The following is a 13193-nucleotide window of genomic DNA, read 5'->3' as shown; positions in this document are numbered from 1 at the left end:
TTTCGCCCGGACGGTTCACTCCGGCTTGCGCGCTCTGTGCAGGGCCACGATGCCGAACGAGAGATTGCGGTACGCGACCTCGCTCCAGCCCGCCTCACGGATCCACGCGGAGAGCCGCTTCTGATCGGGCCACTCCCTGATCGACTCGTTCAGATAGTCGTAGGCATCGCCGTTGGTGCCGGCCACGCGGGCGACACGGGGCAGCACCTGCGCGTTGTAGAACCTGTATGCGCTGCGGAAGAGCTTCCCCGGCGGCGTCGAGAACTCGTTGATCACGAGCCGGCCCCCGGGCTTCGTGACCCGATACAGCTCGCGAAGCGCCTTCTTCGGATCGTTCACGTTGCGCAGCGCGTAAGACATGGTGACCGCGTCGAACGAGGCGTCGGGGAACGGCAGATCGGTGGCATCGGCCTGCACGAACGACAGGTTGCGCATCGCGCCGTGCCGCCGCTCCCCCTCGGCGAGCATCCCCGGGGAGAAGTCGGCTGCGACCACCTCGGCGCCGCTGCGCGCGAGGGAGGCCGACGACGACGCCGTTCCGGCACCGAGGTCGAGGATGCGCTCACCCGGCTTCGGAGCCACGGCTCGCGTGGTGGCTGCCCGCCAGAGCACGTCGTTGCCGAACGTCATGGCGGTGTTCGTGCGGTCGTAGCCTGCGGCGACCTGGTCGAACATGCCGCTGACGCGGGCGGGGTCCTTGCCGAGATCGGCGCGGTTCTTCTCGTTCGAGGTCACGAGTCCAGTCTAGGCGGGAGGCCCAGCGCTTCGAGGCGGTCGAGCCAGGGGTCGACGGTGGCGTCGTCGAACGGGGCGACCTGCGCACGCACCCGCGTCTCGAGGTCGAGGGCCAGGGATTCGAGATGGGCCATGACGTCCGCGGGATACCCGTAGCGCACACTGTGCTCGGCCCACTCGTCGCGGTCGTCGACCCAGGTGCCGCGCTCGCCCGCGACCCGCACCACGTCGAGGTCCATGTCGATCCCGGTCACGAGGAGCGGATCGTCGGACCAGTGGATGTCCCACCCCAGGTCGATGTAGATGCGCATGCCCCTGCGGTGACGGCGGTTGACGGTCACGGCATGGTCGCCGTCGGCCGGAACCAGGGTGACGTTCGGACCCCCGGCGTGGAACTCCGCGCCCGGTCGCACGCTGTGCCACCCCACGGGCTGTCCGAGCCAATCGCCCCACCGGTCGGCACCGAGATACACGCACTCGTGCCGCCAGTGCGGCGAGCCGTCCCACTTGCGCCACTGGAAGACCATCTCGGTGCCGGGTGCGGGGCGTGCATCGCTCATCCGCTCACCCTACGGCCACGCGGATCCCTGTCGTCTGAGCGGCATAGGCTGGATGCGTGCATACCCCCCACCTGGTCGTGGAGACCCGAGAGATCGACCCGGTCGAAGACCTCCTGGCGTACGCCGACCCCGCCCGTCCTCTGGCCTGGTTGCGGCGCGGAGACGGGATCGTCGCCGTCGGCCAGACCCTCAGCGAGATCCGGCCTCCCGCACATGCGGAAGCGTCACGCGTCACGTCGCTCGCGAGCGCCTGGCGGGACATGGCCGCGCATGCCGAGGTGTCCGACCCGATGGAGCTTCCCGGCACCGGGCTCGTCGCCTTCGGAACCATCGCATTCGATGAGGATTCGACAGCCGACAGCGTGCTGGTGATCCCGACGCAGGTGATCGGACGACACGGCGACCGCTTCTGGCGCACCACGATCCGCTTCGCCGGCGCCGCGCAGGCAGGTGCGCCGGAGCATCAGGTCGACCTGGTCACGCAGCCCTATGGACCGCACTGGGCCGGCACGGTGGGTCCGGGGGCCCAGACGCCTCAGGGCTACCAGGACTCGGTGCGCCGCGCCCTCACCCGCATCGCCGACGGCGAGGTGAGCAAGGTCGTGCTCGCACGCGACCTCACCGGCAGCATCCCCGCCGGATCGGACCTGCGGCGTCTGGTGCGCGCCCTGTCGACCGGCTACCCCGACACCTGGGCCTTCGCCGTCGACGGCTTGATCGGCGCGAGCCCGGAGACGCTCGTGACCGTGCACGGGGGCACGGTGACCGCGCGGGTGCTGGCGGGCACGATCGGCCGCGGAGCCGATGCGGATGCCGATACCGCCGCGTCAGCTCATCTCGCGTCGAGCGTGAAGGATCTCGACGAGCACCAGTACGCCGTGCAGAGCGTGCTCGCCTCGCTGCGCGCCCACACCAGGGCTCTGTCGGCGAGCGAGCAGCCCTTCCTGCTGAAGCTCCCCAACCTGTTCCATCTGGCCACCGATGTCGAAGGCGAGCTCGCGTCCGGCGAGACGGCACTCGACCTCGTCCGCGCGCTGCACCCGACTGCGGCTGTGGCCGGCACCCCGACACCCGCGGCGATCGCGGCGATCCGCGAGCTCGAGCCCTTCGATCGCGGGCGCTACGCGGGCCCCGTCGGCTGGGTGGACGCCGCAGGCAACGGCGAGTGGGCGATCGCGCTCCGCTGCGCCCAGTTCACCGAACGGGCGGGAGAGATCGGCGTGACCGCATACGCGGGCGCCGGTATCGTCGCCGGCTCCGATCCCGAGAGCGAACTGCTCGAGACGCGCGTGAAGTTCCGTCCGCTGGTCGACGCGCTGGCCTGACCGCGGCGCACGCTCAGCTGGCGGCGAGGCGCTTCTTCTCGGCCTCGACGTCGAAGTCGGCACTCGGCCACTGCGGATCGATGTCCTCCAGTGCCGCGAGCAGCAGCTCCTGCACCGCGAGTCGCGCGTACCATTTCGCATTCGCCGGGATCACGAACCACGGGGCCGCGTCGGTCGACGTGCGGTCGAAGACGGTCTGATACGCGTCCATGTACTGCGGCCAGAGCATCCGCTCGTCCACATCACCCGGGTTGTACTTCCAGTACTTGTCCGGACGTTCGAGGCGCTCCATCAGCCGCGCCTTCTGCTCTTCGGGCGAGATGTGCAGCATGACCTTCACGATCCGGGTACCCGATGCCGCGACGCGCGCCTCGAACTCGTTGATGGCGTCGTAGCGGCGCTCGATCTCCGCGGGCGGGGCGAGTTCGCGCACGCGCCCGATCAGCACATCCTCGTAGTGCGAGCGATCGAACACCCCGATGAACCCCGGCTCCGGCAGACGCTTCTCGACACGCCAGAGGAAGTCGTGCGCGCGCTCCTCGGCCGTCGGCGCCTTGAATGCGGCGAGCGCGACGCCCTGCGGATCGACACCGCCGACAACGTGCCGCACGATGCCGCCCTTGCCCGCGGAGTCCATCGCCTGCAGCACCAGGAGAACGGCGTCCTTCGCCACGCCGACGCGGCTCTCGGCGAACAGCCGTTCCTGCAGCACGTTGAGGTCCGCCAGGCCTGCCGCGAGGTCGGAGACCCCGTGCGACTTGCCGTGGTCGTAGCCGGGCTTGGCATCGGGGTCGACATCGGCGAGACGGAATCCCTCGCCGACTCGCAGCTTCTGCGTCCAGGTGTGCGCGTTCATACGCACATCCTGCCAGTCAACGCGCCAGCGGCACCTCGATGATCTGACGGCCGCCGCGCGGCGAGGTCAGCGCCTGATCGAGTGCCGTGCGGGTGGTGACGCGCTGGTACTCCCAGCCGTAGGCGAGGGCGAGGTGTTCGAGGCGGACGGTGTGCGGCGTGTAGAAGGCCCGGTCGAGGTCGCCCGGCCGCGCGGAGGATGCGACCTCGAGGGCATCGAAGATCGTGCCGCCGCCGTCGTTCCCGACGATGACCTGCAGCCGAGGCTCCGTCTCGTCCGGCGGCAGCAGCAGAGCGCCGACATCGTGCAGGAAGGCCAGATCGCCCAGCAGCACACGGGTGATCCCTGGTGCTCCGGCCGCCTGACTGGAGATCGCGACACCTGTCGCGGTGGCTATCGTGCCGTCGATGCCGGCGAGACCGCGGTTGGCGTGGACGGGGACCTTCTTGCCGCCGAGCACCTGATCGGCGACGCGCACCAGGCGCGAGGATCCGAACACCAGGCGATCGTGCGGCCAGGTGGCGCGCCACACGGCATCGACGAGGAGCTCGCGATCGAGCGGGCGGCGGACCGCGTCGAGCTCGGCCTTCACCGCTTCTCTGCGCGCAGCGAAGTCGGCGGATGCCAGCGCCTCCGGGTCGGGGGCGTGCTCGCTCAGGTCCACGACCTCAGCGGCGGACGCGCGCATCCACTCGCCGAGCCAGTCGCGAGCGGCCGCCCCCGGGGCGACCGCGACCGCGTCGACTCCGCGCGTGCGGTGGTTGAGGTTCAGCTCCTCGCCGCCGTGGCGCACGGCGACGATCTCGACGTCCTGTCGCGCGAGCAGCGCGGCGACCTCGCGGCTGAGAGTGGGATGGCCCAGCACCACGACCCGTTCGATGCGTCCGCCGAGATCTTCACGAGCCAGCAGGCGACGGTAGCCGTGCACGACCTGACGTCCGAACCGCGCACCGCTCACGATCTCGGCGATCAGCGGCCACCCACCGGCATGCGCGATCTCTTCGGCATCGGGGCCGGCATCGGCCCCGGCGATCACGACGGTGCGCCGGCTGCGGTCGAGCTCGAACGGCTCCTCCTTCAGCCCCGAGGGAACTTCGCCCCGGACGGGTTCGATGGAGGGAAGGTCCCCCGAGAGGGGCTCTCTCGTGGGAAGGTTCAGGTGCACGGGCCCGGCGACGCCACGGAGGCCGCTCTCGACCTCGCGTGCCCCCATCGACGCGGCGACCGCCCGTTCGGCGAGTCCGGCCCAGTCGCCCTCGCCCGGCACCGGAGCATCGAGCGCGTCACGCACCCACGGACGGAAGAGGCCTTCCTGGAGCGTCGCCTGGTTGGCGCCGACGCCGCGCAGCTCCGGGGGGCGGTCGGCGGTGAGCAGGAGCATCGGGACCCCGGAGTGGAACGCCTCCATGACCGCGGGAAGCAGGTTGCCGACGGCCGTCCCCGAGGTGCACACCACCGCTGCGGGCATGCGTGTCTCCCTGGCGATGCCGAGGGCGGTGAACCCCGCGACCCGCTCGTCGATGCGGACGTGCACGCGGAGGTGTCCGTCATCGGCGGCACGCACAGCGGCGAGCGCGAGTGCCTGCGACCGCGAGCCCGGCGACACCACGATGTCGCGCACACCGTGGCCGACGAGCTCGGCGATCAGGGTCGCCGCGGCGTCCATCGCCGGCGACGAGGTCACGGGCGCTGGTCCGTGGCAGGCGGCTCGTCGGTCTCGTCGTCGAGGCGTGCCAGCTCTTCCTCGAGGCGGCGGATACGCGCATCCTGCTCGGACTTGCTGATGCTGCGGAGGAAGGCGGGGTCATCATCCGGTGCGACGACAGGACGGACACCGGGATCGTTGGCCCGACGGCGGCCGATCACGAACCAGAGGATGCCGCCGATCACGGGAAGGAGCACGACGATCGCGATCCAGAGCGGTTTGGACACACCCCGGTGCCGCGTCGCCGGCTGCACTGCACAGTCGACGATGCTGAACACCCAGAACACGGCGGCGAGGAAGCCGCCGACGATCAGTAGTCTCGCCACCCCTCCAGTCTAGGCGTGTCGCGACCGCTCCGGCCCCGGGGAGGACAGAGGCGGCGTTGTTAGACTGCGCGGGAAATGTTGCCCCCATCGCCTGATCCGTCGCCGCGAGCGGGGGCCGAACGGCTGCTGATCGCCCGTGTGATCATCGCCGTCGGCCTCGCGCTCCTGCTCGTCGTCGGCGCCTGGTCGACGTCTCGGGGTTCCGCCGACGTGCACGCGACACTGTGTCTCGCCTCCGGTGTCTCGGAGTCGGCCGCGGCTGCCCGGACCTCAGCCGATGTCGAGAGCGCAGCGACGGTCGATGTGCTGTCCTCCGGCGTGGGCATCTGCCTGCTCGCGGTGCTGGGGTCCGTCGCCTTGATCCTGCTGTTCCGCCGGCTCACGGGCCATTCGACACGGACACTCGACGTCCACTCTCCGCACGCGGCGACTCCGAGCCGGGCGGGCTCCGGCATCCTCGTCTCCGCCCTCACCCTCACGCAGCTCTCCATCTCCCGCACCTGATCCACGACGAGCGTCCGCGCCGCCCGCCGGCGGCACCTTCCCTCGTCGTACCCGTGTGTCTGGAGACCCCATGAAGAACTCTGTCAAAGCGACCCTGGTCGCCATCGCCGTCGCCATCGTCCTGCTGATCGCCGGGATCGTGTTCGCGATCAGCCAGCAGCAACCCGCCGCACCCTCGGCAGAAGGAGAACCGCAGCAGACCGTCCGCACCGACTCGCATGTGCTCGACGACGGGAGCGACGGCGCCGTGACCGTCGTCGAGTTCCTCGACTTCGAATGCGAGGCGTGCGGTGCGTTCTACCCCGTGGTGGAAGATCTCCGCGAGAAGTACGACGGAGAGATCACCTACGTCGTGCGCTACTTCCCGCTTCCCGGTCACATCAACTCCACGCAGGCCGCGTTGGCCGCCGAGGCGGCCGCTCGTCAGGACCGCTTCGAGGACATGTACCACCGCCTGTTCGAGACCCAGGCGCAGTGGGGCGAGCAGCCAGAGGAGACCCCTGAGGTGTTCCGAGGCTTCGCCGAAGAGCTCGGCCTCGACATGGCCGCCTACGACGCCGCGATCGCCGATCCGGCCACCGCGGAGCGGGTGCAGTCCGACAAGACGGACGGTGAGAAGCTCGGGGTCAACAGCACGCCGACCTTCTTCGTCGCCGGGGAGAAAGTCGTGCTGCAGGAGTGGGACGACCTCGAGCAGGCCATCGAGAAGGCCGTGAAAGGCTGAGACGACGGGCGGGAACGCGCGGTTTCCGTGTCGAAGCCGCGCGTTCCCGCCACACCGATATTCTGGCCGCACACCCAGGAGAGGCCAGAATGACCATCGACATCTCAACCGCTTTGCAGACGACCCACAACGCCCGCGAACTCACGGGACTCCCGACCTCCGACGGCGGGACGCTCGCCTCCGGCCTCCTCTTCCGGTCGGACGCGCTGGCTGCATTGACGGATGAGGGGATGCAGGCCCTGACCGATCTGCGTATCGGCACGGTCATCGACCTGCGCACGGACGGCGAGCGCTCCCGTGCCGCCGACCGACTGCCCGACGACGGCAGCGTGACACTGATCGAACTTCCCATGCAGGGCGGGGCGATGGACGAGATGGTCAAGAAGTTCCTCCCTGCGGCCGGGAGCGCTGGTCTCTCCGTGACCCAGGTCACCGAGGTGCTGAAGCAGGTGCCGACGCTGGAGGAGCTCTACACCTCGATCCTGGAGTCCAGTGCCCCGCAGTTCGCCACCATCGCCAGGACGGTGCTCGCCGCCGCGCGCACCCAGCGGCCGGGAGTGCTGTTCCACTGCACTGCGGGTAAGGACCGCACCGGCCTCGCTGCCGCGATCCTGCTGCTCGTCGCGGAGGTTCCCCGTGAGGAGATCGTCGCCGACTACACCCTCACGGAGAAGAACCTCGCGCGCGGATTCGCCGAGGCCCTCACCGCGCTGATCACCTCTCTCGGAGTCCCCCTCACCCCGGCGCTGAAGACCCTCGCCACCGAATCACCGGCGTCGGCGATCGAGGCGGCGATGGAGTGGATCACCGCGAATCACGGAGACGTATCGGGCTACCTGCGCAGCGGTGGGATGACGGCCGAGGAGATCGCCGACCTCCGACGGGTTCTCCGCGGCGAGTAGGAGCGCCCTCCGCGGCGGAGCCACCTCCCTCGCTACGCTGAGCGCATGACCGAGGAGCACTCCCCCTCTCCGCATCCCGTGATCGCCGTCGTCCGGCGCATCCCCGCGACGCTGACGATGGTGCTGCTGATCCTCGTCGTCGGGGTGGTCTCGCGCGGACTCTGGAGCCCGTTCGAGGACACCGCACTCTTCCAGAGCGTCGCCTACGGTCTTCCCAACCTGGCCGACGGCAAGTGGTGGACTCCGCTCACCGGCACGTTCTTCGTCAACGAGCCGTGGGTGTATCTGTTCACCATCGCGGGCTTCTGGGGCATGGCCTACCTGGAGTTCCGTCGCGGGTCGCGCATCGCGCTCGCCTACTACTGGATCGGGCAGCTGTTCGCGATCTTCGCCACCGCGCTGCTGCTGTTCCTGCTGTCGCAGTTCCCCTGGGCCTGGGCGACGGAGCAGGCCCAGGCACTCGACGTGGGGGCATCCGGCGGCACCATGGCCTGCATCGCCGCCGCGGTCGGGCTGTTCCGTCCGCCGTGGCGAGTGCGCGGCTGGCTCATCCTGCTCGGCTTCGTCTTCATCGCGATGCTGTTCTGGGGCAAGGTCGCCGACCTCGAACACCTCCTCGCGGTGCTGCTGATCCTCGTGGTCGACCGGTCGCTGCGGGTGCGGCACACCACGGTCCGCGAGCAGCGGCTGATCGCCGTGGTCGCGATGCTCGTCCTCGGCGCCGTGGAGATCATCACGACGTTCGTGGCGACCGACGGCCCCTTCGGCCAGACCGATCCCGCGTCCGGCGGATTCATCGACCTGGCGATCGACCTCGTCGTGATCCTCGTGTTGGTGAACGGCCTCCGGCGCGGGCGCCGCTGGACCTGGGTGCTCGCGTTGCTGCTGGGGATCTTCAACGTCCTCACTGCCACTCTCGTGCTGATCCTGATCACGGTGTACAGCCAGGCTCAGGTCGATTTCCGTTGGGATGGAGACACCGAGCTCGCTCTGGCGAACGGGTTCCTCTGGCTGATCATGCTCGTGTACCTGATCTGGGTACGCCGCGCTTTCCGCGCCAAGCGGCGAGCCAAGCTCGGCATGCAACCCGCCCCCACCGTCGAGGACATGAAGCAGCAGCTGCGCACGCACGGAGGCGGCACGCTCTCGTGGATGACGACCTGGGACGGCAACAGCTACGCCAGGGTCATCGGCGGCATCGTGGCGTACCAGCGGCGCAACGGCGTCGCCCTCGCCCTCGCCGACCCGATCGGACCGACACAGACGCGCGCCGAGGCCGTGACCGACTTCATCCACGCCGCCGAGCTGGCCGGTCTCGTGCCGTGCTTCTTCAGCGCCGACGAAGCCACGCGCGCCGCCGTGCCCTCGACGTGGCGGAGCATCGTGGTGGCGGACGACACGATCGTCGACCTCCCCGGCCTGGAGTTCACCGGCAAGCGCTGGAACTCCGTCCGCACCTCGCTCAACAAGGCGGGCCGCGAGGAGATGACGTTCCGGATGACGCACCTGAAGGCCGAACCGTGGGGTGTGCAGCAGCAGCTGCGCGCGATCTCGGAGGCCTGGGTGGGAGACAAGGATCTGCCGGAGATGCGTTTCACGCTCGGCACGCTCGACGAGGCGGAAGACCCGGAGGTGCGACTCGCGCTGGCCCTCGCTCCGAACGGCGACGTCGACGGGTTCCTGTCGTGGCTGCCGGTCTACGGCGAAGGCGGCGTCGTGCGCGGCTGGACCCTCGACCTCATGCGGCGTCGCGAGGGCGGCTTCGGGCCGGTGATGGAGTACCTCATCGGATCCTCCGCCCGCCAGTTCGCCGACGAGGGCGCACAGATCATGTCGCTCTCAGGGGCACCGCTCGCCCACGACTATCCACCGGATGCCGGGATGATCGCAGCGCTCAGCGACCGGCTCGCCGAGGCCCTGGAACCGGTGTACGGCTTCGGGTCGCTGCACCGTTTCAAGCAGAAGTTCCACCCGCGGTACGAGACCATGTACCTGCTGTTCCGTGACGAGAGCGACCTCACCCGCATCGGCGGAGCGCTCACCCGGGCCTTCCTCCCGGACGCGACCCTGCGGCAGTTCGCCGGCGCAGGGCTCGAGCTCGTGCGCGGCGGCAAGGACTGACGCCGGCGGGATCCGCACCGGGGAATCCGCATGAGTACGATCGGTGTCGTGCTCGATGAAGACCGCCTCCGCTCCATGGCCGACGACCTGGGAAAGGTGCCAGGGGTGCGAGCCGTCGCGTTGGGCGGCAGCCGCGCGCGAGGGACGCACCGCCCCGACTCCGACATCGATCTGGGGCTGTATGTGGAGGCGGACGTCGACCTGACCGCCCTCGCGGAGGCAGCGAGCGGATGGACCGGCGAAGACGTCGAGATCGCCGGCCGCGGCGGATGGGGACCCTGGGTCGACAGCGGGGCCTGGCTGATCGTCGACGGCGCACCGGTCGACCTCATCCTCCGCGACGTGACCCGCGTCGAGGACCAGTGCGCCCGCGCCGCCCGTGGCGAGTTCGCCTTCCACTCCCAGCCGGGACATCCGCTCGGCTTCCTCGACGTCGCCTATGCGGGTGAGGTGGCGACCGGCGTGCCGCTCTGCGACCCGGACGGGATCCTCGTCGCGCTGGCTCAAAGCGTGACTCCGTACCCCGACGCCCTCCGCGCGGCGTTCATCGAGAATCTCTGGCAGGTCGACTTCCTGCTGAACGCAGCCACGAAGGGCACGAAGACGGGCGATGCCGCCTACGTGGCGCTGTGCGGAACCACAGCGGCCATGCTGATCGCCCATGCCTGGCACGCGGCCGCCGGCCAGTGGGTGACGAACGAGAAGGGACTGGTGCCGAACGTGGCACGGCTCCCGATCGACACGGCGGGGTTCAGCGCGGCAGCCGCCGCGGTGCTCGGAAGCATCGGAACCGCGCCGGAAGAGTTGCTGGCGTCGATCGCACAGCTGAGGGGGCTGCCGCGCCCGGCAACCCCCTCGGACTGAACCTCAGCCGGCCGTCTCCACGAGTGCCGCGGGAGCGTCGCCCGTCGTCTCGCCGGCCGGGCGCTTCGCGGTGTTCGCGATGTGCGCGCGGCTGACGACGATCGCCGCCACGATCATGAGCGCGACCCCGAGCCAGTACGGGGCCGCGTGGCTGACCAGTGCGTAGAGCGCACCGGCGATGAGCGGGGCTGCCGTGCCCATCGCCGCATTCAACGACTGGGTGGCTCCGCCGAGCCAGCCCTGCTCGTCGTCGCCGACGGCGTTGGACATCGCCCCGTCCATCGCGGCCTGGGACGCCCCCTGGCCGGCGGCCAGCATCAGGGCGCCGACGATGAACACCCACGGCTGCGCGAAGACGGAAGCCACGACGGCGAGGGCCGCGAGACCGATCATCTGCGCGACGATGCCGCTCACGATCACTCCGCGCTCGCCGATGCGCGGAAGCAGGATGCCCAGTAGCACGCCCTGGATGAGGATGTCGATGATGCCGACGGCCGCGGTCAGGAGTCCGATCTGGGTCGGTCCCCACTGGATGGAGTCCAGGGCGAGCACGCTGAAGTTGTTCACGAAGAAGCCGAACGGCAGCGCGAGCAGGCCGAAGCCGATCATCAGCCCGCGCAGCTCCTTGCGTCCGAAGGCCTCCTTGAAGACGGCGAAGGGCTGCACGTCGCGCAGCTTGATTGCGGCGATCCTGTTGCCCGGCTTCAGGCTCTCCGGGAGGAGGAAGATGCTGAGGATCGCGATCGTGAGGGCGACGGCGGCGGTCAGGAACACCGGGAGCTGGATGCTGATCGCGGCGAGCAGTCCTCCGATGGCTGGACCGATCATGGTGCCGATCCCCGAGAGCGCACCGAGGAGGCCGAAGCGCTTGGCGCGCTGCTCCGGCGGGGTGATGTCGGCCAGGTAGGCGAAGAGGGCGGGTAGATCGCCCGCGGTGAGGCCCTGGATGACGCGAGCGAGCACGAGCACCCAGAGGGCGCCGCCGAATCCGAACAGCGCCATCGAGAAGGCCGCACCGAATGCCGCGACGATGATCACGGGTCGACGTCCGAAGCGGTCTGAGAGACGTCCGAGGAAGGGCGCGACCAGGAAGGCGCAGAGGCCGTTGATCGCTTCGAGCACGCCGACCCAGATGGCCAGGTCGCTCTCGTGCGAGACGTACTGGAGCACGACGAAGGGCAGGACCGGGAGGACGACCGTCATTCCGATGACGGTGAGCATCGTGAGCACGATGAGCATGATCCACGCGCGGTTCTGGTCCCGTCGCGTGAGAGAGGTGGGTGAAGTCATACCGAAAGTGTAGTCATACCAGTTTTGGTGTCAAGCCAGTTTCATAGTGGGTTCACGATAGACTCTCGAACATGACCAATCCCGCACCTCTCGGTCGCCGCGAACGGAAGAAGGCCGCGACCCGCAAGGCGATCTCCGACGTCGCGACGGCCATGTTCCTGGAACGCGGCTTCGATGAGGTGAGCATCCGCGAGGTCGCCGATGCCGCAGATGTCTCCCCCACGACCGTGTTCGCGCACTTCCCTCAGAAGGAGGCGCTGGTGTTCGACGAAGACGACGAGCAGCGCGACCGACTGGTGGCCGCCGTCCGCGAGCGCCCGTCGGGGAGCACGATCAACCGCGCCATCCACGACTTCTACGCCTCAGAGCTCCGCGCGAACGTCGACGAGCACGGAGACGAGATCACTCGCACCTTCATGCGCTTCCTGAACGAGACACCGGCGCTGCGCGACTACGCGGCGAAGATGTGGCTCCGACACGAAGACGCCCTCTCCGACGCGATCGCCGACGAACTGGGACTCGACACCCCCACCCCGGAGATCCGGGTCTACTCGCGGTTCATCCTGCAGATGCAGCTGCTCGTCAACGAGAACGACGACCCCTTCGGGACGCTCGAAGCAGGATTCGTGATCCTCGAGAACGGCTGGGCGCCGGTCGAAGCCGGCCTCAGCGGATCCGCCAGCTAGAGAGCCCTCATCGAACGGTCGTCACCGTGCAACCGGAGGGCGTGAACTCGATTCCCAGAGGCACATCCTGCTGGTGGACGGGCTCCCCCAACACCCACTCGGTGCGGAGTCCGGCGAGGCTCCCGCTGCTCTCACCCTCGGTGTCGAGCACCACGAGCAGAACGCCGGTGGGCCTCTTCGCGCTGAGCATCGAGGAATCCGCCGCCGCCCGCTCGATGATGCGCGTCAACGCCGCGTCATCCAGGGCAGCGAACTCGGGCATCGACGCGGCGACCCCTGCGGCCTCGACAGTCCATCCCGAAGGGCCCAACGATGATGCGTCCACGAGCGCCCCGTCAACCATCCTCTGCACGTCGACCGCCACGTACAACCTGGGGTCCTGCGGATCGCCGCCAAGATGACACGCCGCCGGCGACGACACGACCACGGGGAAGGGCGAGACCTGGAACACCCAGCGGAACATCAACGCACCGAGGATCAGCACCCCGACGACACCCAGGATCGCCAGCCCCGTCACCCAGCCACGGAGGAGACCCACGGCGCGACGGTACTGGGACTCCGGAACCCACCCGACCTGGTCGACCATGGCGTCGAG

Annotated in this window: 14 protein-coding genes; 7 read left to right on the top strand and 7 right to left on the bottom strand. The window is 69.3% G+C overall.

Going from position 1 to position 13193, the window contains the following annotated elements; all coding sequences use genetic code 11:
* Positions 1-15 precede the first annotated feature (15 nt).
* Positions 16-735 (bottom strand): class I SAM-dependent methyltransferase, encoded by a 720-nt coding sequence (locus MOX01_RS05120; protein WP_058632562.1) that lies wholly within the window; start codon positions 733-735, stop codon positions 16-18.
* Positions 732-1295 (bottom strand): DUF402 domain-containing protein, encoded by a 564-nt coding sequence (locus tag MOX01_RS05115; protein ID WP_058632561.1) that lies wholly within the window; start codon positions 1293-1295, stop codon positions 732-734. Before MOX01_RS05115 ends, MOX01_RS05120 begins: the two co-directional genes overlap by 4 nt.
* A 56-nt stretch (positions 1296-1351) precedes the next feature.
* On the opposite strand from MOX01_RS05115, the gene MOX01_RS05110 reads away from it, so the two are divergent.
* A complete protein-coding gene (locus MOX01_RS05110) occupies positions 1352-2620 on the top strand; it encodes an isochorismate synthase (RefSeq protein WP_141368677.1) in 1269 nt (422 codons plus the stop codon).
* Between the two features lie 13 nt (positions 2621-2633).
* Here the strand turns inward: MOX01_RS05110 and MOX01_RS05105 are convergent, their stop codons facing one another.
* From MOX01_RS05105 to MOX01_RS05095, 3 genes are read right to left on the bottom strand one after another with little or no spacing between them, the layout of a single operon-like run.
* Entirely contained in the window at positions 2634-3476 is an 843-nt protein-coding gene (locus tag MOX01_RS05105; RefSeq protein WP_046747793.1) for a polyphosphate kinase 2 family protein, read from the bottom strand.
* Positions 3477-3492: 16 nt separating this feature from the next.
* A complete protein-coding gene (gene menD, locus MOX01_RS05100) occupies positions 3493-5142 on the bottom strand; it encodes a 2-succinyl-5-enolpyruvyl-6-hydroxy-3-cyclohexene-1-carboxylic-acid synthase (protein ID WP_058632598.1) in 1650 nt (549 codons plus the stop codon).
* 14 nt (positions 5143-5156) lie between these two features.
* Entirely contained in the window at positions 5157-5507 is a 351-nt protein-coding gene (locus tag MOX01_RS05095) for a PLD nuclease N-terminal domain-containing protein (protein WP_046747792.1), read from the bottom strand.
* A gap of 75 nt (positions 5508-5582) precedes the next feature.
* Between MOX01_RS05095 and MOX01_RS05090 the strand changes: the two genes are divergently transcribed.
* The 5 genes from MOX01_RS05090 (at position 5583) to MOX01_RS05070 (ending at position 10622) form a co-directional block, all read left to right on the top strand.
* On the top strand, positions 5583-6011 hold the full coding sequence (locus MOX01_RS05090; RefSeq protein WP_141368675.1) for a hypothetical protein: 429 nt from the start codon (positions 5583-5585) through the stop codon (positions 6009-6011).
* A 70-nt stretch (positions 6012-6081) separates the two neighbouring features.
* Positions 6082-6735: a DsbA family protein gene (locus tag MOX01_RS05085; protein ID WP_141368673.1), complete on the top strand. Its 654-nt coding sequence runs from the start codon at positions 6082-6084 to the stop codon at positions 6733-6735.
* 89 nt (positions 6736-6824) lie between these two features.
* Positions 6825-7637 (top strand): tyrosine-protein phosphatase, encoded by an 813-nt coding sequence (locus MOX01_RS05080; RefSeq protein ID WP_141368671.1) that lies wholly within the window; start codon positions 6825-6827, stop codon positions 7635-7637.
* A 45-nt stretch (positions 7638-7682) separates the two neighbouring features.
* A complete protein-coding gene (locus tag MOX01_RS05075) occupies positions 7683-9758 on the top strand; it encodes a bifunctional lysylphosphatidylglycerol flippase/synthetase MprF (RefSeq protein WP_141368669.1) in 2076 nt (691 codons plus the stop codon).
* Positions 9759-9788: 30 nt separating this feature from the next.
* The gene (locus MOX01_RS05070; protein WP_141368667.1) at positions 9789-10622 is read left to right on the top strand and encodes a nucleotidyltransferase domain-containing protein; all 834 of its coding nucleotides are present in this window, start codon (positions 9789-9791) and stop codon (positions 10620-10622) included.
* A gap of 3 nt (positions 10623-10625) precedes the next feature.
* On the opposite strand, the gene tet(42) is transcribed toward MOX01_RS05070, so the two are convergent.
* On the bottom strand, positions 10626-11912 hold the full coding sequence (gene tet(42) / locus MOX01_RS05065) for a tetracycline efflux MFS transporter Tet(42) (RefSeq protein WP_230977808.1): 1287 nt from the start codon (positions 11910-11912) through the stop codon (positions 10626-10628).
* Between the two features lie 71 nt (positions 11913-11983).
* Between tet(42) and MOX01_RS05060 the strand changes: the two genes are divergently transcribed.
* Positions 11984-12598 carry a TetR/AcrR family transcriptional regulator gene (locus tag MOX01_RS05060; protein ID WP_046747787.1) on the top strand — a complete coding sequence of 205 codons (615 nt, stop codon included), beginning with the start codon at positions 11984-11986 and terminating at the stop codon, positions 12596-12598.
* Between the two features lie 7 nt (positions 12599-12605).
* Here the strand turns inward: MOX01_RS05060 and MOX01_RS05055 are convergent, their stop codons facing one another.
* Entirely contained in the window at positions 12606-13184 is a 579-nt protein-coding gene (locus tag MOX01_RS05055) for a hypothetical protein (protein ID WP_141368665.1), read from the bottom strand.
* Positions 13185-13193 lie beyond the last annotated feature (9 nt).

Source organism: Microbacterium oxydans (assembly GCF_006540085.1).
Lineage (GTDB): Bacteria > Actinomycetota > Actinomycetes > Actinomycetales > Microbacteriaceae > Microbacterium > Microbacterium oxydans.
The sequence above is the reverse complement of the archived record's forward strand: the minus strand, read 5'-3'. Positions and strand labels throughout refer to the sequence as shown.

Excerpts from the sequence above, each read along its gene's own strand:
- MOX01_RS05115 (WP_058632561.1), bottom strand. The coding sequence starts at position 1,295 with ATGAGCGATGCACGCCCCGCACCCGGCACCGAGATGGTCTTCCAGTGG.
- MOX01_RS05105 (WP_046747793.1), bottom strand. The coding sequence starts at position 3,476 with ATGAACGCGCACACCTGGACGCAGAAGCTGCGAGTCGGCGAGGGATTC.
- menD (WP_058632598.1), bottom strand. The coding sequence starts at position 5,142 with ATGGACGCCGCGGCGACCCTGATCGCCGAGCTCGTCGGCCACGGTGTG.
- MOX01_RS05090 (WP_141368675.1), top strand. The coding sequence starts at position 5,583 with ATGTTGCCCCCATCGCCTGATCCGTCGCCGCGAGCGGGGGCCGAACGG.
- MOX01_RS05085 (WP_141368673.1), top strand. The coding sequence starts at position 6,082 with ATGAAGAACTCTGTCAAAGCGACCCTGGTCGCCATCGCCGTCGCCATC.
- MOX01_RS05080 (WP_141368671.1), top strand. The coding sequence starts at position 6,825 with ATGACCATCGACATCTCAACCGCTTTGCAGACGACCCACAACGCCCGC.
- MOX01_RS05075 (WP_141368669.1), top strand. The coding sequence starts at position 7,683 with ATGACCGAGGAGCACTCCCCCTCTCCGCATCCCGTGATCGCCGTCGTC.
- MOX01_RS05070 (WP_141368667.1), top strand. The coding sequence starts at position 9,789 with ATGAGTACGATCGGTGTCGTGCTCGATGAAGACCGCCTCCGCTCCATG.
- MOX01_RS05060 (WP_046747787.1), top strand. The coding sequence starts at position 11,984 with ATGACCAATCCCGCACCTCTCGGTCGCCGCGAACGGAAGAAGGCCGCG.
- MOX01_RS05055 (WP_141368665.1), bottom strand. The coding sequence starts at position 13,184 with ATGGTCGACCAGGTCGGGTGGGTTCCGGAGTCCCAGTACCGTCGCGCC.